General features: G+C 72.6%; 21 protein-coding genes and 1 pseudogene. 11 read left to right on the top strand and 11 right to left on the bottom strand.

Annotated elements, in window-relative coordinates; genetic code table 11:
* Nucleotides 1-90: 90 nt before the first annotated feature.
* Nucleotides 91-333 (bottom strand): annotated as a pseudogene (locus ACZ7OH_RS49020) (GntT/GntP/DsdX family permease); the annotation flags it as partial.
* Complete coding sequence (locus ACZ7OH_RS49015) at nt 330-824, bottom strand: gluconokinase (RefSeq protein ID WP_470287228.1); 495 nt, start codon at nt 822-824, stop codon at nt 330-332. The gene ACZ7OH_RS49015 and the pseudogene ACZ7OH_RS49020, both read right to left, overlap by 4 nt.
* A 102-nt stretch (nt 825-926) precedes the next feature.
* Between ACZ7OH_RS49015 and ACZ7OH_RS49010 the strand changes: the two genes are divergently transcribed.
* The 3 genes from ACZ7OH_RS49010 (at nt 927) to ACZ7OH_RS49000 (ending at nt 3,040) form a co-directional block, all read left to right on the top strand.
* Nucleotides 927-1,610, top strand: a complete 684-nt coding sequence (locus ACZ7OH_RS49010) for a FadR/GntR family transcriptional regulator (protein WP_470287227.1) — start codon at nt 927-929, stop codon at nt 1,608-1,610.
* Between the two features lie 41 nt (nt 1,611-1,651).
* Nucleotides 1,652-2,542, top strand: a complete 891-nt coding sequence (locus ACZ7OH_RS49005; protein WP_470287226.1) for a cobalamin biosynthesis protein CobD/CbiB — start codon at nt 1,652-1,654, stop codon at nt 2,540-2,542.
* A gap of 63 nt (nt 2,543-2,605) precedes the next feature.
* On the top strand, nt 2,606-3,040 hold the full coding sequence (locus ACZ7OH_RS49000; RefSeq protein WP_470287225.1) for a hypothetical protein: 435 nt from the start codon (nt 2,606-2,608) through the stop codon (nt 3,038-3,040).
* 29 nt (nt 3,041-3,069) lie between these two features.
* On the opposite strand, the gene ACZ7OH_RS48995 is transcribed toward ACZ7OH_RS49000, so the two are convergent.
* From ACZ7OH_RS48995 to ACZ7OH_RS48985, 3 genes are read right to left on the bottom strand one after another with little or no spacing between them, the layout of a single operon-like run.
* Nucleotides 3,070-3,684: an FMN-binding negative transcriptional regulator gene (locus ACZ7OH_RS48995; protein ID WP_470287224.1), complete on the bottom strand. Its 615-nt coding sequence runs from the start codon at nt 3,682-3,684 to the stop codon at nt 3,070-3,072.
* Between the two features lie 50 nt (nt 3,685-3,734).
* Entirely contained in the window at nt 3,735-4,568 is an 834-nt protein-coding gene (locus tag ACZ7OH_RS48990) for an SURF1 family cytochrome oxidase biogenesis protein (protein WP_470287223.1), read from the bottom strand.
* Nucleotides 4,569-4,628: 60 nt separating this feature from the next.
* Nucleotides 4,629-5,087 (bottom strand): low molecular weight protein-tyrosine-phosphatase, encoded by a 459-nt coding sequence (locus tag ACZ7OH_RS48985; RefSeq protein WP_470287222.1) that lies wholly within the window; start codon nt 5,085-5,087, stop codon nt 4,629-4,631.
* Nucleotides 5,088-5,216: 129 nt separating this feature from the next.
* Here ACZ7OH_RS48985 and ACZ7OH_RS48980 point away from each other — a divergent pair, with 129 nt between their 5' ends.
* Nucleotides 5,217-5,585: a hypothetical protein gene (locus ACZ7OH_RS48980; RefSeq protein WP_470287221.1), complete on the top strand. Its 369-nt coding sequence runs from the start codon at nt 5,217-5,219 to the stop codon at nt 5,583-5,585.
* A 240-nt stretch (nt 5,586-5,825) separates the two neighbouring features.
* Here the strand turns inward: ACZ7OH_RS48980 and ACZ7OH_RS48975 are convergent, their stop codons facing one another.
* On the bottom strand, nt 5,826-6,383 hold the full coding sequence (locus ACZ7OH_RS48975; RefSeq protein WP_470287220.1) for a chorismate mutase: 558 nt from the start codon (nt 6,381-6,383) through the stop codon (nt 5,826-5,828).
* 31 nt (nt 6,384-6,414) lie between these two features.
* Between ACZ7OH_RS48975 and ACZ7OH_RS48970 the strand changes: the two genes are divergently transcribed.
* The 4 genes from ACZ7OH_RS48970 to ACZ7OH_RS48955 all read left to right on the top strand — a co-directional run bounded on the left by ACZ7OH_RS48970 (nt 6,415) and on the right by ACZ7OH_RS48955 (nt 11,029).
* A complete protein-coding gene (locus ACZ7OH_RS48970) occupies nt 6,415-7,236 on the top strand; it encodes a Nif3-like dinuclear metal center hexameric protein (RefSeq protein WP_470287219.1) in 822 nt (273 codons plus the stop codon).
* 10 nt (nt 7,237-7,246) lie between these two features.
* The gene (locus ACZ7OH_RS48965) at nt 7,247-7,984 is read left to right on the top strand and encodes a zinc ribbon domain-containing protein (protein ID WP_470287218.1); all 738 of its coding nucleotides are present in this window, start codon (nt 7,247-7,249) and stop codon (nt 7,982-7,984) included.
* Nucleotides 7,981-9,102 (top strand): bifunctional RNase H/acid phosphatase, encoded by a 1,122-nt coding sequence (locus tag ACZ7OH_RS48960; RefSeq protein ID WP_470287217.1) that lies wholly within the window; start codon nt 7,981-7,983, stop codon nt 9,100-9,102. Before ACZ7OH_RS48965 ends, ACZ7OH_RS48960 begins: the two co-directional genes overlap by 4 nt.
* Nucleotides 9,103-9,286: 184 nt before the next feature.
* Complete coding sequence (locus ACZ7OH_RS48955; RefSeq protein WP_470287216.1) at nt 9,287-11,029, top strand: glycosyltransferase family protein; 1,743 nt, start codon at nt 9,287-9,289, stop codon at nt 11,027-11,029.
* Between the two features lie 89 nt (nt 11,030-11,118).
* Here the strand turns inward: ACZ7OH_RS48955 and ACZ7OH_RS48950 are convergent, their stop codons facing one another.
* From ACZ7OH_RS48950 to ACZ7OH_RS48930, 5 genes are all read right to left on the bottom strand, one after another.
* Complete coding sequence (locus tag ACZ7OH_RS48950) at nt 11,119-12,360, bottom strand: SLC13 family permease (RefSeq protein ID WP_470287215.1); 1,242 nt, start codon at nt 12,358-12,360, stop codon at nt 11,119-11,121.
* 167 nt (nt 12,361-12,527) lie between these two features.
* Nucleotides 12,528-13,640 carry a dimethylsulfone monooxygenase SfnG gene (sfnG, locus tag ACZ7OH_RS48945; protein WP_470287214.1) on the bottom strand — a complete coding sequence of 371 codons (1,113 nt, stop codon included), beginning with the start codon at nt 13,638-13,640 and terminating at the stop codon, nt 12,528-12,530.
* A 57-nt stretch (nt 13,641-13,697) separates the two neighbouring features.
* Nucleotides 13,698-16,469: an AAA family ATPase gene (locus ACZ7OH_RS48940; RefSeq protein WP_470287213.1), complete on the bottom strand. Its 2,772-nt coding sequence runs from the start codon at nt 16,467-16,469 to the stop codon at nt 13,698-13,700.
* A gap of 31 nt (nt 16,470-16,500) precedes the next feature.
* On the bottom strand, nt 16,501-17,004 hold the full coding sequence (locus tag ACZ7OH_RS48935) for a zf-HC2 domain-containing protein (protein WP_470287212.1): 504 nt from the start codon (nt 17,002-17,004) through the stop codon (nt 16,501-16,503).
* Nucleotides 17,001-17,579 carry a sigma-70 family RNA polymerase sigma factor gene (locus ACZ7OH_RS48930; protein ID WP_470287211.1) on the bottom strand — a complete coding sequence of 193 codons (579 nt, stop codon included), beginning with the start codon at nt 17,577-17,579 and terminating at the stop codon, nt 17,001-17,003. Before ACZ7OH_RS48930 ends, ACZ7OH_RS48935 begins: the two co-directional genes overlap by 4 nt.
* Before the next feature lie 234 nt (nt 17,580-17,813).
* Between ACZ7OH_RS48930 and ACZ7OH_RS48925 the strand changes: the two genes are divergently transcribed.
* The 3 genes from ACZ7OH_RS48925 to ACZ7OH_RS48915 are packed head-to-tail and all read left to right on the top strand — an operon-like array spanning nt 17,814 to nt 20,535.
* Complete coding sequence (locus ACZ7OH_RS48925; RefSeq protein ID WP_470287210.1) at nt 17,814-18,482, top strand: DUF4142 domain-containing protein; 669 nt, start codon at nt 17,814-17,816, stop codon at nt 18,480-18,482.
* An 8-nt stretch (nt 18,483-18,490) separates the two neighbouring features.
* The gene (locus ACZ7OH_RS48920) at nt 18,491-19,288 is read left to right on the top strand and encodes a ferredoxin (protein ID WP_470287209.1); all 798 of its coding nucleotides are present in this window, start codon (nt 18,491-18,493) and stop codon (nt 19,286-19,288) included.
* On the top strand, nt 19,285-20,535 hold the full coding sequence (locus ACZ7OH_RS48915) for an NAD(P)/FAD-dependent oxidoreductase (RefSeq protein ID WP_470287208.1): 1,251 nt from the start codon (nt 19,285-19,287) through the stop codon (nt 20,533-20,535). The genes ACZ7OH_RS48920 and ACZ7OH_RS48915 overlap by 4 nt, the downstream gene beginning before the upstream one ends.
* Nucleotides 20,536-21,262: the final 727 nt, after the last annotated feature.

Here is a 21,262-nt window from a genome sequence, read left to right as displayed (position 1 = left end):
CTCCGGCCGCGACGCTGTGATCACCTGCACCACACCAACATGATCAACTACCGGCCCGGCCGCTCCGACACCGGGTTACGAGACATCCCTTAGGGCGATCAGGATGCCGACCGACGCGACGGTGCTGCCGACGCCGGTCGTGAAGCTCTTCAGCAGTTTGTCGACCGGCATCCCGGCGGTCAGGCCGAGCACGAGCGAGCCGAGCACCAGCGACAGGAACGGGTGCAGCTTCACCTTCGTGATCAGCACGACGATGACGGCGATCGCGACGACGGTCGCGATGATCAGGCGGGTGTCGTGGCCGGTCCAGCCGGCGGCGAGGACGGTGTTCACGCGTGCTCCCGGAAAGCGGTCAGGGCGGCTTCGGTGATCTCAGCCGGCGTTTCGCGGATGTCGAAGATCGCGCCGGGCTCGTCCGCTTCGAGGGGTTCCAGGTCGGCGAGCTGGGAGTCCAGAAGGGACACCGGCATGAAGTGGCCCGAACGCGACTTCATGCGTTCGGCGAGGATCTCGCGGTCGCCGTGCAGGTGGGCGAACCAGACGTCGCCGCCGGTCCGCAGCACGTCGCGGTACCGGCGCTTGAGCGCGGACGACGTCACGACGCCGCCGGAGTCCTGGTGGTCGCGGATCCAGCCGGCGATGGCCTCGAGCCAAGGGGCGCGGTCGGCGTCCGTCAGCGGATGCCCCGCCGTCATCTTGTCGATGTTGGCCTGCGGATGGAACGTGTCCGCCTCGGCGTATTCGACGCCCAGCGCGTTCGCGAGCGCCGTGCCGATCGTCGTCTTGCCGGAGCCTGACACCCCCATCACCACGATGACGGTCATCCGCACCTCCCACTTCGTTGTGCTCGGGTGAGTCAAACTCAAAAGTACTACTTATTCAAGATGAAGTACTACTTAATCGAGTCAGATCGCTAAGTTGGCCGGGTGAAGCACGAACAAGCATTGGACGCTCTCGGCGCGGCGATCGCGAACGGAGAGCTGGAGCCGGGCACCGTCCTGCGGTCCGATGAGCTTCAAGAGCGCTTCGGTGCTTCACGGACGGTGGCGCGCGAAGTCGTCCGGGTGCTCGAGACGATGCGCCTGACCAGCAGCAAGCGCCGGGTCGGCGTGATCGTCCGGGACCAGGCGGAGTGGAACCACTACGACCCGCGCCTGATCCGCTGGCAGCTCGACGGCCCCGCGCGCCCGGCGGCCCTGGCGATGCTGAACGAGCTGCGCTCGGCGATCGAGCCGTGCGCGGCGCGGTACGCCGCCCTGCGTGCGACGCCGGAGGAGCGCGGCCGGCTCGGCGCGCTGGGGGAGCGGCTGGCGCGCACGGCCCGGGCCCGCGACCTCTCGACGTTCCTCGAGTTCGACATCGCGTTCCACGACCTGCTGCTCGGCGCGTCCGGGAACCCGATGTTCGCGCAGCTGTCCGAGGTCGTCGCGGAGGTGCTCACCGGCCGGACCGGGCACGGGCTGATGCCGCCGGAACCGCAGCCCGAGGCCGTGGCGTGGCACCTGGAGGTGGCCGCGGCGGTGGCCGCCGGGGACGCGGACCGGGCCGAGCGGGCGATGCACGACATCGTCGTCCAGGCGCGTGACGAGATCGCCGCGCTGGTCGAGTAGCCTCGTCGGGTACTGGACTTTTCTTCCGCCGGGGGGCACGGGTGAGCGCGGCGCGCGCGATCGGACTGGTGTTGGGCGTGGCGGCCGACGGCGCCCTCGGCGACCCCCGTCGGCGCCTCACGGTGACGGCGTTCCGCCGCCTCCCGCAGCGCACGGGCGCGGCGGTCGCGGGCGTCGCGGTGGCCGGCGGCCTCCTGCTCGAACGCGCCGGCCGCGGCCGCCCGCTGGTGCAGGCGTCGGCGACGGCCGTGACGACCTGGGCGGTCCTCGGCGCGGCCGGCCTGGCCCTGCAGGGCACGGAGCTGGCCCGCGACCTCGAGGAGTCCCGCTTCGACCCGGCCCGCGCGACACTGTCCGAACTGGACCCCCGCGTGGCCGACGGCCTGGACCTGGTGGGGCTGTCGCGAGCCTCGGTGGAAACGGTCGCGGAGAACACCTCGGACGCGGTGGTCGCGCCGCTGGTCTGGGGCGCGGTCGCGGGCGTCCCGGGCCTGCTCGGAGCGCGCACGGTCAGCCTGCTGCGCCGGGCGCGCGTGGGCCGGCCGGGCCACTGGGCGATCGACCGGCTCGACGAGCTGGTCCACCTGGTCCCGACCCGCGTGGCGGCGGGCTTGACGGTGCTGGCGGCCCCGGTGGTCGGCGGTTCGGCGGGGGGCGCGTGGCGGGCGTGGCGCCGCGACACGATCGCCCACCCGAGCCCCAACGCGGGCCGCGTCGAGGCGGCGTTCGCCGGAGCCTTGGAAGTTCGCGTCGGCGGGCGGACGGTCTACCCGCACGGGGTGGCGGAACTGCCGGTGCTGGGGGTCGGGCGGAACCCGGACGCCGGGCACGTGACGCGGGCGGTGGAGCTGTCCCGCGTCGTCGGGTGGCTGGCCGGGGTCACCTCGGTCCTGCTCGCGGTCGTCGCGGGTCTTTGGCGCCGCTCGCGTTGACGTTGTAACTCCTCCGCGTATCGACAGGCGTAGGCAACGCTTCGCGATAATGGGAGGATTTTCGTGCGGTACAAGCACATTGCGGTGGGCGTGATCACCGCGAGCCTGTTCACCCTCGTCGTCACCGGCACCGCCGAGGCCAAGCGCCACTGCGGGCCCACCTACGAGCAGGACTCCACCGGCAGCCTGGGCACACCGTTCACGCTGAAGTCCAAGCACGACGACGACGGGCCCGGCGGGTCGTTCGTCGTCGGGGAAGAGTTCGAGATCCACACCAACGTCGCCGGCCAGACCTGGAGCATCACCTTCGCCGACAACGGCAGGGTCTTCTTCACCGGCGACGACGTCTCGGCGACCACGGGGATCCGGGAGCAGCACCCGACCGCCAACCAGCCGGGCGTCACCCAGCACATGACCGCGGACGCGGTGAACCACACCACGGGCGAGACCATCCACGGTTTCCTGGACGTGCTCCCGGTCCCGGGCTGCGGCGGCTGACGCGATCCGTGCGTCGCGGCTGAGGGCCCTCAGCCGCGGCGGCGCAGCTGCGCCAAGGCCTCCTCGTCGAGCCGCCCGCCGCGTTCGGCCAGCTTGCCGCCGATCCGCGCGCGGTCCTCGGGGGTCTTGTTCCCGCCGAACTTGAACTTCGCCCGCACCCCGGTGATCGTGAACTCGATCCCGCGGATCCCGGGCAGCAACCGCCGGTCCGGCGCCTCCGACGCGCTCACCGGCGCCCGCGCGCCATCCGGTTCGAAGTGCCGCAACTGCTTGTCCAGCAACGCCGCCTTCGCCTCCGGGTCGTCGACGAGCCGGACGTCCCCTTCGAGCTGCACCGTCGCGTAGTACGACGTCGGCACCCCGACCGCCGGGTCGCCGGCCGTGTTCCAGTCCGCGCGGACGTACGTGTAGTCGTCGACGACCGTCAGCAGCGCCCGCGGGTGCTCCTCCAGCAGCGGCCAGATCGGGTTGGGGCGCGCCAGGTGCGTGAGGACCGTGTCGTCGCCGTCGAACGCGAAGTGCGCCGGCGTCACCACCGGCAGGTCGCGGCCCGCGCCGCCGGCGATCAGCTGGCCGAAGTCGTGCCCGGCCAGCCACGCGCGCCATTCCGCGTCTTCGGCGGCGTCCCAGGGGTGGATCAGCATGACCTCAGTGTCACCACCGCAAGTGGCCTTACCGAAGGTCCATTGCGACGCTATTTCTGATGGCCACTTTCGGCGAGCTCGTCTTCGGCCAGGATCTCCGCGACGGACTTCCGGCGCGTCGGCGCCTCCGACGACGAGTCCAGCGCGCCGCCCGGCTTCAGCTCGCGCACGGTGAAGTACAGCCAGCCCAGCAGCGCCATCGCGCCGAACGCGATCCACTGCAGCGCGTAGGACAGGAACGGCCCGGAGTCGGTCTGCGGCAGCGGCAGCGCGCCCAGCACGCCGGGCTGGCCGGTGTCGAGCTGGAAGTACCCCGGCCGGATGTCGAGCTTCGCGGCCCGCGCGACCACCCGCGAGTCGACGACGTAGCTCTGCAGCTGCCCGCCGGTCGACGCGTCGGCGAAGGCGTCCCGGTGCTTCGGGTCGGTCTCGTCGGCGCGCGCCCGTGCGGTGACCTGCACGATCCCGGGTGGCGGCGGCGCGTACGGCAGCACGCCGGACTTGCTGTCGAGCCGGACGTACCCGCGGTCGATCAGGACGACCGTGCCGTCGGTGGTCCGCAGCGGCGTCAGGACCTCGAAGGCGCCCTCGCCCTGGACGGTCCGCAGCCGCGCGACGACTTCCTTGTCCGCGAGGTACTGGCCGCTGATCGAGACGAGGTGCCATTCGGTGCGCTGGTCGGGCCCGCTGCCCGGCGGCAGCAGCTGCGCGAGCGGCAGCGGCGCGGCGGTGAAGGACGCCTCCAGCGCGGAGTTCTGCTGCTCGCGTTCGGCGTTGCGGCTGAACTGCCACGGCGAGAGCAGCGTGAAGCAGCAGATGGCGAAGGCGAACACCACCACCGTCAGAGCCAGCCACCCGGGCTTGAGCAGGAACCGCAACCGCACCCCACCACGGTAGGCCGTACCCCGGCGCGCCCGCCCGCCGACCTCCGCCGGTTGTGACCTCTACCCGCGCGAACGCACCCAATCCAGCAAACCGGGCACCGAGCGTTCGATCATGCCGAGGACGTCCTCGAAGCCGTCGTCACCGCCGTAGTAGGGATCCGGGACCTCGGCGCCTTCGGGAGCGGACGGGTCGAAGGAGCGAAGCAGCCGGACCTTCGCCGGATCGTCGACGCGAGCGCGGAGGAACTCGGCGTGCCCCTCGTCGGCGGCCAGGAGGAGGTCGGCGTGGAGGTCTTCGTCGGACACTTCGGAGGCGACGTGTTCGGAGGGGTAGCCGTGGGCCTTGAGCGTGGCGCGGGCCCGCTTGTCGGCGGGCTCCCCGGCGTGCCAGGGCCCGGTGCCGGCGCTGGTCACGCGGATACCGTCGATTCCGGACTCGTCGAGCTTCGCGCGGAAGACGAGTTCGGCCATGGGGGAGCGGCAGATGTTGCCCGAGCAGACGAAGACGAGGTGCGTCACGCCGCGAGCGTAACCGGCCGGTTCACCCGGTCACCCGCTCGCTCGGCGGTACCTCCCGGATCCGCGTAATAGGAGTACCAGACCCCGCGACCAGTGCGGAAACGTCCTCGACACCGCCGGAGAGCCGTCATGACGCCTCGCACTTTCGTGGCCATCGCCGCTCTCGCCGTCGTCATCGCCGCGCTGGTTCTGCTCGGGGCCACGGTGAAGGCAACCGCCGTGGGTGGGGAGTCCGTCGTGTGCGGGAGTGGGTTCAAGACCGATATGAGCCAGGCCGCGCACGACTCGAACGTCAACGCGCTGACGAACGCCTACGCGGCCGACGCCGGGGAGGTGTGGGCGCTGCCCGATCGCACTGAGGGTTACCAGGCGGCATGCGATGCCGCCCTGTCCGTGCGCCGCGGCTTCGGCTGGGGTCTGCTCGCAGTCGGCGGGCTCGTGTTCGCCAGCGCCCTGGTCGTGCGGCGGCCGGGGCGCCCGCCCGCGGCGACGGCGTAGTCAGGCGCCGGTCACGAATGTGAGTGGCCGGTTCACCCGGTCACCCGCTCGCTCGGCGGTACCCGCCGCCCCGCGCCGCCACTTAGCGTCGATCACGCGAGGACGCGAACCGGAAGGAGAGCGACATGCACGGGTGCTGCTCGAAGTGCACCGGACAGGGCTGCGGCTGCTGCGGCAACTGCAACTGACGCTGCACCGGCGCTCGCGGCGGCGGCAGTGGACCCGCCGCCGGGGCGCCCCCTAAGCAGGCAAGCAGGTCGCCGACGTCGCTTCGCCCAGCGCTCGCGCGTGCAGCGCGTCGAACCGGTGGACCAGGTCCGCCACACCCGCCGCCACCAGCTGCCGCGTCGGGCACGCGCGAGACCCGCGAAGCGACAACGTCGCCGCCAGCTCCGTCAACAACCCCGCGTTCACCCGATCGATCACCGGGCGGATCTGCCCAAGATCGGGCCGGGTCGTCGGCACCTCCGACGGGTGCGCGTCCCAGCGGGCGTACCACCCCCGCTGCACCAGCTTGTTCGCCTCGATCTGCGCGCGGAAGAACCGCACCGCGTCCGCCGGGTCCAGGCCCAGCCCGGGCGCCTGCGCCGACACCGAGTCGTAGATCTGCTGCTCGCGCGCCGGGTCGTCGATCGGGGACGGTGTGCCGTACTTCGCCGCCGCCACCTGGTCCGCGATCGCGACGCGCTGGGCCGCCAGGTCCGTCAGGCGCCACAGGCCAGGAGCCGAAGCCGCCGCCGGGACCGAAGCCAGGACCAGGCCCGACACCACCGCGAAGAGCACCGCCAGTACTCGCATGGCCCGCGACCGTACATGCGAAGATCCCCCGGTGCCCGCGCTTTCCGAAATCATCACCGTCCTGGAGCAGGCGTACCCGCCCGCGCTCGCCGAGTCGTGGGACGCCGTCGGCCTCGTCTGCGGCGACCCGGCCGAGCCCGTCACGCGCGTGCTCTTCTGCGTCGACCCGGTCGCCGAAACCATCGACGAGGCCGCCGCGCTCGGCGCGCAGCTGATCGTCGCCCACCACCCGCTGCTCCTGCGCGGCGTGCACGGCGTCCCGGCCGACACCGCCAAGGGCGCGCTCGTCCACCGCATGATCCGCGACGGCATCGCGCTCTTCTGCGCGCACACCAACGCGGACTCGGCCGACCCCGGCGTGTCCGACGCCCTCGCCCAGGCGATCGGGCTGCGCGTCACCGGCCCCCTCACCCCCAACGAAGACGGCGTCACCGGCATCGGCCGCCTCGGGGAGCTGCCCGAGGCCGAGCCGTTCGCGCGGTTCGTCCAGCGCGTCGCCGACGCCCTGCCCGCGACCGTGCCCGGCGTCCTCGGTGCCGGGGACGCCGACCGCCCGATCCGCACCGTCGCCGTCTCCGGCGGCGCCGGGGACTCCTACCTGAAGCAGGCCACCGCGGCCGGTGCCGACGCCTTCGTCACCGCCGACCTGCGGCATCACCCCGCCGGCGAGCACCTGGCGAACCCGGGCACCGTGCCCGCGCTGGTCGGGCTGACCCACTGGGCCAGCGAATGGCCCTGGTGCGGGCAAGCCTCGGCGGTCATCGGCAACGCGTTTGCGGGTAACGTCGACACCTACGTCTCCACGCGGTGCACCGACCCGTGGAACGTCCGCGCCGAGCGCACATCGAATTAAGAGGAGCACCGTGAAGGCCGAACCCGCCGTGCAGCGCCAGTTGCTCGAGCTCGCCAAGGTGGACGCCGAGCTCTCGCGCACCGCGCACCGCCGCCGCACCCTGCCCGAGCTGGCCGAGATCGACGCGGGGGAGAAGACCGCCCGTGAGCGCCGCGACGCGCTCGTGTCCGTGGAGACCGCCGCCTCCGACCTCGACCGCGAGATCGCCCGGCAGGAGAAGGAGATCGAGTCGGTGCGCGCCCGCGAGGACCGCGACCGCAAGCTCCTGGCGTCCGGGTCGGTCAACTCGAAGCAGATGACCGACATCGAGCACGAGCTGCAGACCCTGCAGCGCCGCCAGAGCGCGCTCGAAGACGACCTGCTGGAGCTGATGGAGCAGCGCGAGGCCCTCGGCATGGACGCGCAGCGCACCGGCGCCGAGGTCGACAAGGCCGAGGCCGAGGTCGCCGCCGCGATCGCCCGCCGCGACGAGGCGTTCAAGGACCTGGACACCACCCGCGCCCGCCGCGACGAAGACCGCGCGAAGCTGCTGCCGCGCTTCCCGGAGCCGCTGCTCAAGCTGTACGAGCGCGTCCGCGAGCACAAGGGCATCGGCGCCGCGCTGCTGCGGGCCCGCCGCTGCGGCGCCTGCCAGCTGGAGATGGACCGCAACACGATCGCCGAGATCAAGGCCGCGCCGGAGGACGACGTCATCCAGTGCGAGAACTGCGGCGCGATCCTGGTCCGGACCATGGAGTCGGGTCTGTGACCTCGCATGTCATCGTCGAGGCCGACGGCGGTTCCCGGGGCAACCCGGGCCCGGCCGGCTACGGCGCGGTCGTCAAGGACAGCGACGGCGAGGTCCTCGCCGAGCGCAAGGAAAGCCTCGGCGTCGTCACGAACAACGTCGCGGAGTACAACGGCCTGATCGCCGGGCTGACCGCCGCGGCCGAGCTCGGAGCGTCCACTGTGGACGTCCGGATGGACTCGAAGCTCGTGGTGGAGCAGATGTCCGGGCGCTGGAAGATCAAGCACCCGGACATGCAGCCGCTCGCCGAACGCGCCAAGGAACTGGCGGCCGGCTTCTCCCGCGTGAAGTACGAGTGGATCCCGCGGGCGGAGAACTCCCACGCGGACCGGCTCGCGAACGAGGCCATGGACGCGGCCACCGGGAAGCCCGCCGCCGGGAAGCCCGCGCCGAAGCTGCCGACCCGCAAGCCCGACCGCGCGGCCGTGGCCTGGACCGGCGCGAAAGGCACCCCGACCCGGCTGCTCCTGCTGCGCCACGGCCAGACGGAGATGTCGGCGCTGCGCCGCTACTCCGGCCGCGGCGACGTCCCGCTGACCGAGCTGGGCCGCTCCCAAGCCGCCGCGGCGGCGAAGCGGCTGGCCGCGATGGACGGGCTGGTCGTCGACGGCGAGGCCGTCCCGATCATCTCCTCGCCGCTCACGCGCACGAAGCAGACCGCGCAGGCCGTCGCCGACGCGCTCGGCGGCCGCGTCGAGACCCACCCCGGCCTCATCGAGACCGACTTCGGCGACTGGGAGGGCCTGACGTTCGCCGAAGCGGCCGACCGCGACCCCGAACTGCACGGCTCGTGGCTCGGCGACAGCTCGGTGCCGCCGCCCGGCGGGGAGAGCTTCGAAGTCGTCCACCGGCGCGTCCGCAAGGCCCGCGACGAGCTCATCGCCGAGCACGGCGGCAAGACGTTGGTGCTGGTCAGCCACGTGACGCCGATCAAGACGCTGCTCCGGATGGGCCTCGACGCGGGACCGCAGCTGCTGTTCCGGCTGCACCTCGATCTGGCGTCGCTGTCGATCGTCGAGTTCTACCCGGACGGGAACGCTTCGGTCCGGCTGGTCAACGACACCTCGCACCTGGCCTGACCCCCCGAAATGTGGGGTGGATCACGGTCAACACCGACGCGTGGCGGACCCCGGATGGGGTATTGGCTAGAGTGTCTCGACCGCGTCGCCGCGGTGGCGGATCCACGGCTGGGTCCACTTCAGGGGGCGCCAGCTCGCGCGTATCCCACCGGCAGAAGCCTGCGGGCGGAACAGTGACGAGGACATGACGGCTAGCGCACTCACCGAGACCTCCCCGAGCGACGTCCCCGAGGACCCGGCACCCGCGACGACCACGCGTGGCTTGGGCGCGCGCCTGGCGCCGGTGCTGGCCGTGCTCGCCGGCGTCGCGGCGGTCGCCGCCCACGCCACGCGCTACGGCCACTGGATCGTCGACGACGCCGCCATCACGTTCTCCTACGCCCGCAGCTTCGCCGACGGCCTCGGCCCGGTGCTGCAGCCGGGCGTCCCGCCGGTCGAGGGCTTCTCCGACCCGACGTGGATGGTGCTGCTCGGCCTCGGCAAGCTCGTCGGCCTCTTCGACCACGGCTCGCTCTTCGGGCTCCCGGACTACGTGCTGTTCCCGAAGGCGCTGGGCCTGCTGTTCACCGGCGGCATCCTGACCGCCTGCTACCTCGCGGCGAAGCAGATCTTCACGCGCTTCGCGTGGCTGGCGACGCTGATCGCCGGCCTGACGCTGGCGACGATCCCGTCGTTCGTCATCTGGGTCGTGTCCGGCCTGGAGAACTCGCTGTTCGCGTTCACGGTCGTCACGCTGGCCGTGACCCTGTTCGTCGCGGTGAAGCGCGACAAGCTGCTGACCCCGAAGGTCGCGCTCTGGGCCGGCGTCATGGTCGCGTTCGCGGCGCTGACCCGGCCGGAAGGCCTGATCTACGCGGGCGCGTACCCGCTGACGGCGCTGTTCCTGCTGCGCGGCGGCCTGTTCTGGAAGAGCTTCCGGCTGGCGCTGCTGTCGGTGGCGGCGTTCGCGGTGCCGTTCGGCGCGTACGTCGTCTGGCGGCACGCGGAGTTCGGGCGGCTGCTGGCCAACCCGTCGGTGGCCAAGCAGCAGGGCCTGCCCGGCATCGACGCTCTGAAGCGGCCGTTCGAGCTGGCGGGCTACGCGGGCTGGGCCGGCGTGGTCCTGCTGGCGCTGGTGATCGTGTTCGCGCTGGTCAAGGCGCCGTGGCGGCGGTCGCTGATCGCGTTGCTGGTGCCGCTGGGGCTGGGGATCGTCGCGTACGGCGTGATGGTCGCCGACTGGATGTACCAGCACCGGTTCGCCAGCCCGGTGTGGCCGCTGGCCGTCATCGCGGGGACGCTGTCGGCGGGCGAGCTGCTGAAGCACCGGCGCGCGTTGCTGCGGATCGGGATCGTGGTCGTGCTGGTGGGGGCGTTCGTCCCGTCGGCGGTCGGGTTCGCGGCCGCGGCGGACAAGTTCGCGAAGAACCCGAACATCACGGCGTGCCTGGTGGCCGACCGCTTCGGCCGCGGCTTCAACACGTACGCGGACATCCTGGGCATCGGCAAGGCGTCGCTGCTGCTGCCGGACCTCGGCGGTTCGTCGATGACGAGCCGGCTCGAGCTGGTGGACATGGCGGGCCTGGTCAACAAGCCGATCGCGGACCTGGTCCACGACAACGACCTGGCGGGCCTGCGGAACTACGTGTTCGACACGGTGAAGCCGACGTTCATCCACTCGTGGGGCCCGTGGGCCGCGGGCAACGGCATCGCGCTGGACCCGCGGCTGGACCGCGACTACGTGCTGATCTATTCGTCGCCGATCGAGGGCCTGCGCAACGGCGACTGGGTGCGCAAGGACGCGGTGACGGACCCGGCGAAGCTGAAGGCGGCCCAGGACTACGCGGCAAAGACGATCCCGGCGGTGGCGGCGGACCGCTTCGGCGGCCCCCTGGACGACTGCGGCGCGACGATGAAGCCGGGCCAGACGATCACGATGCCCCGCTGAGCCTCAGCGGAACGCGTCAGCTCACCGATCGGCCTGCGCCCGGAGTTCGTGAGCCGTCCCGACCAGGCGGTTCGCGTCGGCGGGCGGTGCTAGCTCGCCACGCTCAGGCTCAGCCACAACGCCCCGGTCGCCGCGGCCAGGCACAGCGGTGTCGTGATCGCCCCCAGGACGTGGAACGTCTTCGCCGACGGGTGCTCCGGCAGCGTGCGGCGCCACAGCAGCGTCGCCAGCGAGCCGAGGTAGGTCGCGTTCGGGCCGATGTTCACGCCGAGCAGGACCGCCAGCAGCACGCCCGGTGCCGGGTGCGGGCCCAGGACCGACAGCAGGATCAGCGTCGCCGGGAGGTTGTTGACCAGGTTGGCCAGCAGGGCCGCCACGCCCGCGGCCACGAGGAGGTCGAGCAGGCCGGTCGACGTCGGCAGGACGTCGCGCAGCAGACCGCCGAGGACGTGCTCCGAGACCGCCTCCACGACGACCGCCAGCCCGAGCACGAACAGGACCAGCTGCGGCGACGCCTCGATGACCAGCTGCCACGGCTTGATCTTGCCCAGCGCCAGCGCCCGGACGCCCAGGATCAGCGACGCCAGCGCCGCGATCCACACCGGCTCGACATGCCCCAGCTGGCCGACCCCGAAGCCGACGAGCGTCAGCGCCAGGATGACGAGCGCGAACGTCGGCGTCTCGAGGTGCTGCTTCGGGTCGGCGGTCTCGCGCGGACGCAGGTCGGTGGCGAAGAAGCGCAGGAACACCAGCAGTTCGATGCCGATCGTGACGAGCCACGGCAACGCCATCATCGCCGTGAAGCCGGCGAAGGTCAGCCCCGACGCGGCGAAGGCGAGGAGGTTCGTCAGGTTGGACACGGGCAGCAGCGTCGACGCCGAGTTCGCCAGGTGCGCGCAGGCGTAGACGTGCGGGCGGGGCGGGAGCTTCAGGCTGGTGGCCGTCGCGAGGACGACCGGGGTGAGCAGGACGACGGTGGCGTCCAGGCTGAGGATCGCGGTGACGCCGGCCGCCGCGGCGAAGGTGAGGACGAGCAGCCGGCGGGGCTTGCCGTGGCAGGCCTCGGCCAGGCGGTTGCCGAGCCAGGTGAAGACGCCGTCGACACTGGCCAAAAAGGACAAAAGCAGGATCGCGGCCAGGAAGCCCAGGGTCGGGAGGATTTCGACGGCCCGGTGCCCGGCCGCCGCCGGACGCACGAGACCGAGCAGCAGCGCGAGCCCGGCGGCCGGCACCGCGGCGACGGCTTCGGGCCAGCCGCGCGGACGCACGATGGCGAAGACCAGCACGGCGGCGAGGAGCGCCAGGCTTCCCGCCCCGGCCCAGAAGTTCACGCTCCCACGCTAATCGACGCCCGGCGCGGTCCGCCGGGGGCGCCCCCGTTTTCCACGCTACCGGAAGGCACCGACAATTCCGCGAGACCGGCGGCGGCCCGCTCGAGCGTGGCCCGGTTTTGTCGGTGGTCGCGAGTAAAGTGGAAAACGGGGGCGCCCCCGCGGGCTCAGACTCCCAGCGGCTCGGGGGTGGCCGCGCCGCGGGCGAGGTCCTGCTCCTTCGCCCGGATCACCGGCAGCACCTCTTTGCCGAAGTGCTCGACGTCCTCCAGGTAGTGCAGGAACCCGAGCAGCAGCAGGTTCGCCCCGCGCTTCTTGTACTCGATCGCCCGGTCCGCGATCTGCTCCGGCGTCCCGATCAGCTTGGTCCGGAACCCGTCGTTGTACTGCACCAGATCCTCGAACCCCGAGTCCGCCCACATGCCCTTCGAGTCCGAAGTGGACCTCCCGGCCTGCGCCACGGCCGACCGGAACCCCTCCACCGCCTCGACGTTGGCCTTCGACACGATCTCGCGAAGCACCGCGCGCGCCTCGCTCTCCGACTCACGCGCAATCACGAACCCGTTGAGTCCAAAACGGACGGTCCTTCCATGAGAAGCGGCATACCCCTGCACCTCCGAAACCTGCTCGGAGAACCCGTCGAAGTCCTTGCCGTTGCTGAAGTACCAGTCCGACACGCTCCCCGCCAGCTTGCGCGCCGCCGTGGAGTTGCCGCCCTGGAAGATCTCCGGGTGCGGGGCCGCCACCGGCTTCGGCTTGATGTCGAAGTCGTGGATGCGGTAGAAGTCGCCGCGGAACTCCGCGTGGTCGTTCGTCCACAGCTCGCGCAGGACGCGGATGAACTCCTCGGACCGCCGGTAGCGCTCGTCGTGCTCCAGCCACGGTTCACCCAAGCCGGTGAACTCGCCCTTGAACCAGCCGCTCACCACGTTCACCGCCGCTCGGCCGCCGGAGATCACGTCGGCGCTCGCGATGAACTTCGCCAGCACGCCGGGGTGCCACAGGCCCGGGTGGACGGCCGCGATCACCTTGAGCCGCTGCGTCGCGAGCAGCAGCGCCAGGCTGAAACCCGTCGACTCGTGCTGGTACGCCGCGCCGTAGCTGGCCGTGTAGCGCACCTGCGAAAGCGCGTACTCGAACCCGCTGTTTTCGGCCAGCACGGCCAGATCTCTGTTGTACTCGTAACCCCAGTCCGTCCGCTGTTCGATGTCGGACGTGACGAGGCCACCGCTCACGTTCGGGACCCAGTAGGCGAATTTCAACGGCTCTTCGAGGGACATGGCCCGAGTAGAGCAACGCCGCCCGGACCGGTCAACGCGCGTCCACGCGGTGGGAACTCACCCGCCGCGGTGCGACTTCGCCAGCGCGCCACCGAGTTCCGCGCGCCCGGGGATGCCGAGCTTGCGGTACGCGCCCGACAGGTGCAGCTCCACCGTCCGCCGCGTGAGGTGCAGCGCCGTCGCGATCTCGCGGTTCGTCAGGCCCTGCGCGGCCATCACGGCGATGCGGTTCTCCTGCCGCGTCAAGCCGTGCTCGTTGTCCTTCGCCGGGGTCAGCGCCCGCCGCGCCGACCGCAGCTCCTCCGCCGCGCGCCGGGCGAGCGGCCGCGCTCCGCAGTGCTCGCTCAGCTCGACGGCCTGCCGCAGCGTCTCGATGGCCTTTTCCGACTGGCCGTGCCGCGCCTGCAGCGTGCCCAGCTCGGTCAGCGCCGTCGCCAGCTGGAGCCGGGCCGGCGACGACCGAAGCGTCGTGATCGCCTTCGTCAGCGCGCGCTCGGCTTCGTCGTCCTCGCGGACGAGACCCATCGTCGTCAACGCCGTGCCCAGCGGCCGTGCCGCGCCCCAGCGAGCGGAGGCGTTGATGTCCTCTTCGGCCAGCCGGGCCGCGTCGTCGGCCTGGCCCAGCGCCAGCGCCGCCCGCGCCGCGTGCGCGCGCCACGGCACGAACCCCGGGAACCGCATGCCGTGGTGGGCGAGCCGGCGCCCGCAGCTGAGCAGGTCCTCGAACCCGAAGCGCGTGTACCCGGTCGCGACGCGCAGGCGGCCGCGCGCGTACAGGAGGTACGTGTGGGTGAACAGGCCCTGGCTCGCGACGAAGTCCATCCGGTCCAGCAACGACGTCGCCGCCTCGAACCGGCCCAGGTCCACCCAGCATTCGACGAGCTTCGCCGCGCACAGCACGCCGACCGGGCACGTCGTCGTCCCGCCGCGCTCGTCGAAGCGGCGCAGCAGCGACTCGAAGTGGACGCTCGCCCGCTGCAGGTCGCCGCTGGCCTGCAGCGCGATCCCGCGGGCCAGGGTAGGGAGCGCGCCGTGCGGGACGTGCACGTCCCACGGCTCGCGCTCGACGTCGAGGACCCGGCACAGCCGGTCGACGTGCGCCGGCTCGTCGGCGAGCACCGACGTCGCCAGCGTGAAGAAGTAGTGCTGCTCGAACAGCTCGCCGTCGTCGCCGGTCAGCGCGTCGGCGAAGTGGCCGACGGCCTCCTGCGCGGACTCGCCGCTGCGGACCGCGTCGAGCGCCAGCAGCGCCGACCGGCTGCGCTGCGCCGCCGGGTCGGTCAGCGGTGCCCACTGCTCCTCGAAGTCGCGGAACTCCGGCGGCGGGCCGAGCCGGCTGCCGGCTTCGGCGAGGTAGGTCATGCACAGCAGCGGCCAGACGGCGTCCGGGCCGCCCGCGTCGAGCCGTGCCGCGATCTGGCCCGCCGCGCTGATCGCCAGCCGCGCGTCCTGGCCGCCGCAGAGCGACAGCAGCATCGCCGACGCGATGAACGCGGCCGTGTCGCGGTTGCCGATCGTGTCGACGGCCTCCCGCACGCGCTGCGCCGCGGCGGGCGGGTCGACCTGGAACTCCGCGTGCGCCAGCTGCAGGAGCACGGCCACCCGGCGCCCCGACGTCAGCCGCTCCGCCAGCGCCCGCCGCAGGTACCGCGCGCCCAGCTCGGACCGGCCGGCGAACACGGCGTTGCGCGCGCTCAGCCGCAGGACGTCGACGCCCCACGGGATCCGGATCGACGTCGCGTCCAGCAGGTGCGCGGCGACGCGCTCGGCCGGCGCGCCGGTCTCCGACAGCAGCTTCGCCGCCCGCGCGTGGTTGACCGCGCGCGTGGTCTTCGGCATGTCCTTGAGGATCGAGTTGCGGACGAACGGGTAGGTCAGCGTCGGGGCGTTGCTGTTGTTCAGCACGTGCAGCCGGACCATGGTGTCGATCGCCTGCAGCGCGTCGAACTCGTCGACGCCGGCGAGCTGGGCCAGCAGGTCGAAGCCGGCGTCCTCGCCGAGGATCGCGGCCGCGTGCAGGATCTCCGGCGCGTGCGGGAACTCCTCCATCCGCGTGTGGAGCACCTGGCCGATCAGCGACGAGCCGAGCTCGTGCGGGTCCGCGCCGGGCAGCAGCCGCGGCCGCAGCGCGTGCAGCAGGTACGGGTTGCCGCCGGTCGCCTCGCGGCACGCGGTCGCGAGCTCGCCCTGGGCGAGGCCGAGGATCTCGGCCGCGCCCGCGTCGCCGAGGCCGTTGAGGGTGATCGTCGCCGGCGTGCAGCCCGCCATCTCCAGCAGCGCGACCTCGCGGTGCGGCGGGTGGCCGATCAAGGACGTGAGTATGATCAACACCGGCAGGTCGAGCACGCGGTGCCGGATGTAGGCGAGGCACCGCATGGACCAGGCGTCGGCGAGGTGCACGTTGTCGATGCCGAGGAACAGCGGACCCCGCTCGGTCGCGTCGCGGACGATCCGGAAGAAGCGGTCCAGCGCTTCGCTCTCGCCGGCCGGGCCGCACTCGGCGGGGAGGCTCGCGGAGCCGGGGTCCAGCGCGTCGGCCAGCTGGCGGGCGAGCCCGCCGGGCAGGTGGCTCTCCAGCCGCGACCCGGTGGCGATCGCGACGGTGAAGCCGGCGTCCGCGGCCAGCGCGGCGGTGGTGTGGAGCGTGGCGCTCTTGCCCATGCCGAACTCGCCGACCAGCACCGCGCTCGCGGCCGTGCCGCCGAGCGCGACGGGGAACAGGCTGGTCAGGCGGCTGAGCTCGGGCTCGCGGCCGGGGAGCCGCGGGGCGGGGCGCTTCGGTACCGAAGCCCCGCTGACGGGGTGCTCGGGATTTACTTCGGTATCCACCGTAAGGACTTTCATGTTGGGTTCGGGCAGACTACTGGAAACCGGCTGACCACGGGAGATCCCGCAGGTCACCGCCGGTACCGGCCACGACCTGAGCAGGGGAGACGATGGACGCAGCGGATGCGAACCAGGTTCTCGCGGTGGCCGGCCGGGCAGCGCGGGCGGCCGTGACGGCCGCGCCCAGCGCGAGCAGCACCAGTGCTCCGGTGACCATCCCCCGCCGGCCGGAAAACCCGCCCGGCTTCGGACCAGGGGCGGCCCCGTCGCCCGGCGGCGGGTAGCCGCGGTCCGCGCCGGTTCGCTCACGGGCGGAGCCGGCGGGCGCCGGGTCGCCGGCTCCGGCCGGGCCACCCGGGGAACCGCCGCCCGGCAGGTACCCGAGCCGGGCCGCCGCATCGAGGGCCTCGGACACCGGGTGGAACCCCTCGAGGAGCTCCCGGCAACGAGGACACCCGCGCAGGTGGGTTTCGAACTCTTCCGAGTCGTCGAGGACACCCAGTTCGTAGGCCGCCGCCTCCCGGTGCTTCCCCTTCATCGGGCCGCTGCTTCCCCGAGCGCTTTCCGCAATTGCCGCATCGCCGTGTACAACCGCGATTTGACGGTTCCCTCGGGAATTCCCAGAATTGTCGCCGCCTGCCGGACCGTGTTTCCGGCGAGGTACGTCTCGACGATGACGGCCTGATATTTCTCGTCCAGTTCCGACAATGCCCGGCTAATCGTTAGCGCGGCTAACGAACTGTCCGCGCGGTCGGTGGACTCGGCGTTTTCCGGGATCTCCAGAGCGACCTCCTGCGGGCGGACCCGGCGATTCCGCCAGCCGTCGATGACGATCCGGCGCGCCACCGTGAGCAGCCAGCCGCGCAGCATTCCGGGCTCGCGTTCGAGCGTGCCGGAGTGCTGCCACGCGCGGATCATGGTCTCCTGCACGACGTCTTCGGTCCACTGTCGATCATGGTTGGTCAGAGCCAGTACCTGGGCGAACAGGGTTGCGCGGAAGTCCTTGTAGAGCAACGGGACGAGATCGTCTCCCGCGTCCGGGCGCGGCGCGACCGCGGTCGCGGACGAGGTGTAGCCGACGGAGTCGCGACTTTCTCTGCCCAGTGCTTCCATAAAGCTCGCAACCTCACCTGACTGGCGGACCGTGGGGCCTCCGGAGCGTAGCGCACAACCACTTAATAGACCATATGCATTAGTTTCCGTACCCCATTAGTCCCGACCCGAACCGCGCCGGTTCATTTTCTGTCTTGTGACCCACGTCACAGTCACTAAAAGGTGACGGCGAGAACCGGATCACTCCTTTTCTCCGTAACCACCGGTGAGGACTACTTCGCGAAGGGAGAACGGATGCCGTTCCGATTCGTGGCCTTGTTCGCCGCCACCACCGCGTTCGTGCTCGGCTGCGTTCTCCCCGCTTCCGCCGGCGAGCTGCAGCAGACCGACCGCACTCTGCTGACGCGCCTGAAGCAGCACACGCTGTGGGCGACGCCGGCGAGCCGGCAGGCCGCCGAGCGCGCCACCAACCGGCGCGTGCGCGCGGTCGCCGTGCGCATCGCCGACGACCAGGCGCGCCTCGGCGTCGCCCTGCGCGCGGTCGCCGACCGGCTCGCCTTCACCCTCCCCGGCGAGCCGACCGAGCAGGAGCGCGCCTGGGCGGGCGAGCTCGCCGCGGACTCCGGCGACGCGTTCGACCACGTCTACGTCAACCGCCTCCGCGCCGAGTACGGCACCCTCTTCTCCCTCGCCTCGGCCGTCCGCGCCGGCACCCGCGACGACGACGTCCGCGCGTTCGCCCAGACCGCCGTCGACACCGCGCTCGGCCACCTGACGCTCCTCGAAAGCACCGGGCTCGCCGACACCACGTCCCTGCTCGTCTCCGCCACCGAGGCCGACACCCTCGGCGGCGGGGACGTCGCCCTCGGGGCCGGCTTCGTGGCCGTCGCCGCCGTCGCCACGTTCGCCCTGCTCCGCCTGCTCGGAACCCCCGGCAGGACCCAGCCGCGCACCCGGAGGTAAGCCCGCCCATGTCCCCGTCCGCCGCGCTGTTCCCGGTGTCGCCGCACGACACCGGGATCGCCGAGGCCGCCGCGCTGTCCGGCCGCCTCACGTACCTCTGCATGTGCCTGACGCTGTGCTGGGGCGTCCTGGCCGCCACCGGCTGGGTCCGCCGGTTCAACGGCCGGGACGCGCTGCGCACCGGTCACGTCCTGCTCGCCGCGTTCACCCTCGCCACCTGCACCGTGCACGGGCTGACGTTCCTCTTCCTCGAGGACGACCCCTTCGGCGTCGCCGACCTGCTGCTGCCCTTCTACGACGGCACCCCGCGGCACGCGCTGGGCATCCTCGGCCTCGAGCTCGTCATCGCCGTCTCGGTCACCGCGGGCCTGCGCCGCGGCGCGCGCGAAGGCCGCTGGCTGCGCTTCCACCAGTTCGGCTACCTTGCGATCGGGCTGCTCGCCGTGCACGCGTGGCTCGGCGCCGTCTCGAGCGGGCACCTGGCGGTCGTCTGGCTCGCCGGGATCACGCTGCTCGTCCCGCCGGTGCTGCTCTCGGCCCTGCGCGTGCTGCCCGCGTCCGCCCTCGTCCGGGCCGGGCTGATCGAACCCGAGCCCGAGGTCGCCGCGCTGCGCGTCGACGTCGACAGCCACCGCTGCCACTCCTACGGCGTCTGCCAGTCCGAGGCGCCCGGGGTCTTCCAGCTCGGCCACGACGGGCAGCTCGAGTACGAGAAACGGCCCGGTGCCGGGGAAACGCCGAACGTCCGCGCGGCCGCGCGCGCCTGTCCCATGAGAGCCATCCACGTGTTGGGAGCCACCCGATGAGCGAACGCATCGTCATCGCCGGAGCCGGCCTCGCCGGCCTGCGCGCCGCCGAACGGCTGCGCGAACTCGGGTTCGACGGCGAAGTCGTCGTCCTCGGCGCCGAGCCCGACATCGCCTACCACCGCCCGGCGCTGTCCAAGAGCCTGCTGACCGGCGCGGTCAGCCGCGCGCAGACGCTGCTCGCCGACCCGCTCGAAGTCGACGCGGAGTGGTACTTCGACAGCCCGGTCACCGCGCTGTCGCCGAACCGGCAGGTCGTGCACCTGCGCGACGAAGAGGTCCGCTACGACGGCCTGATCATCGCCACCGGCGTCGAACCCCGCCGGATGCCCGGCGCGCCGCACGGCCACCCGCGGGTCGTCGTCGTCCGGACCCTGTCCGACACGACGGCGTTGCAGCGCGCCCTGGCCACCAACTCGGGTCCGGTGGCGGTCATCGGCGACGGCTTCATCGGCTGCGAGGTCGCCTCCAGCCTGCGCGAGATGAACCGCGAGGTGGTGCTGATCGGCCGGGCGCGGGCGCTGATGGCCGACGTCCTGGGCCCCGACATCGGCGACTGGCTCACCGCGCTGCACACCGCCCGCGGCGTCCGGCTGGAGCTCGGGACGACGATCCGCCGGTGGCATCCGGGGACCATGTCGGTCGGCCTGGAGTTCGCCGACGGGCGGGCGATCGACGTCGCGTGCGTCGTGGTCGCGGTCGGCAGCGTGCCGGCGGTGTCGTGGCTGCGCGGGGCGAAGCTGCCGCTGGACGACGGCGTCGTCTGCGGGCCGACGTGCCACGTCCTGGGGTCGGACACGATCGTCGCGGCGGGTGACGTCGCCCGCTGGCCCAACCTCCGCTACGACGCGACGCCCCGGCGTGACGAGCACTGGCTCAACGCGGTCGAGATGAGCCGCGCGGCGGCCGAGAACCTGCTGGCCGGGCCGGCCGGGTCGCCGGCGTACACGCCGGTGCCGCGGTACTGGTCGGAGCAGCACGGCGTCCGCATCCAGGTCGCGGGCCGGCCGATGCTCGGGACCGACACGGTGCTGCTGGAGTCGCCGGTCCCGGGGACGCGGCCGATCACGGGCTCCGTCCGCGACGGGCGGTTGGTCGGGCTGATCGGCCTCGACAGCCCGGCGGCGGTGCTGCACTGGACGGCGGAGCTGGCCCGCCAGCACCCGGCGCCGGCGGTGGTGCCACCGCAGCGGCCCCCGGAAGTTGATCGGCCCCGCCACCACAGCCGAGCCGCGGCGGGGTACTGACGCGGCCTGGGCCTGGGCCTGGGCCTGGCCCACGCCCGAGCCGACCGGCGCTCGCCTTTGCCGACCTGCGCCCGCCAACTCGCGCCCACCTCTGCCGACCGCGCCCGCCCCTTGTGGACCTGCGCTCGCCCTTGCGGACCTGCGCTCGCCCTAGCCGGCCCGCCCCTTTCCGACCGGCGCCCGCCCTTGCCAGCCCGCACCCGAGCCCACGGGTGCCCGCCCTTGCCCACCCGCGCCCGCCGACTCGCGCCCGCCCTTGCCGGCTCGCGCCCGCCCTTGCCGGCTCGCGCCGACCCGCGCCGACCCGCGCCCGCCCCCTTACCGACCGGCGGCCGCCCCTGGGGGCTCGCGCCCGCCAACCCGCGCCCGCCCCCTTTGCCGACCGGCGCCCGCCCCTGGGGGCTCGCGCCCGCCAACCCGCGCCCGCCCCCCTTGCCGACCGGCGCCCGCCCCTAGGGGCCCGCGCCCGCCAACCCGCGCCCACCCTTGCCGACCCGCGCCCACCGGCGCCCACCCTTGCCGACCCCGCGCCCACCCCTCGCCGACCCGCGCCACCCGCGCCGCCCCTGCCAACCGGCGGCCGTCCCTTGGCGACCGGCGCCCGCCCGTTGCCGACCGGCGCCGGTCCTTACCAGCCCGCGCCCGCCGGGGCCCGTCCTTGCCGACCGGCGCCCGCCACCCCGCGCCGCCCCGTCCCCGCGGTCCTGAACGACTCCTTCAGCACCGC

The sequence above is a fragment of the Amycolatopsis sp. NPDC114478 genome (genome assembly GCF_055633805.1).
This window is presented reverse-complemented; position numbering and strand designations above follow the sequence as displayed.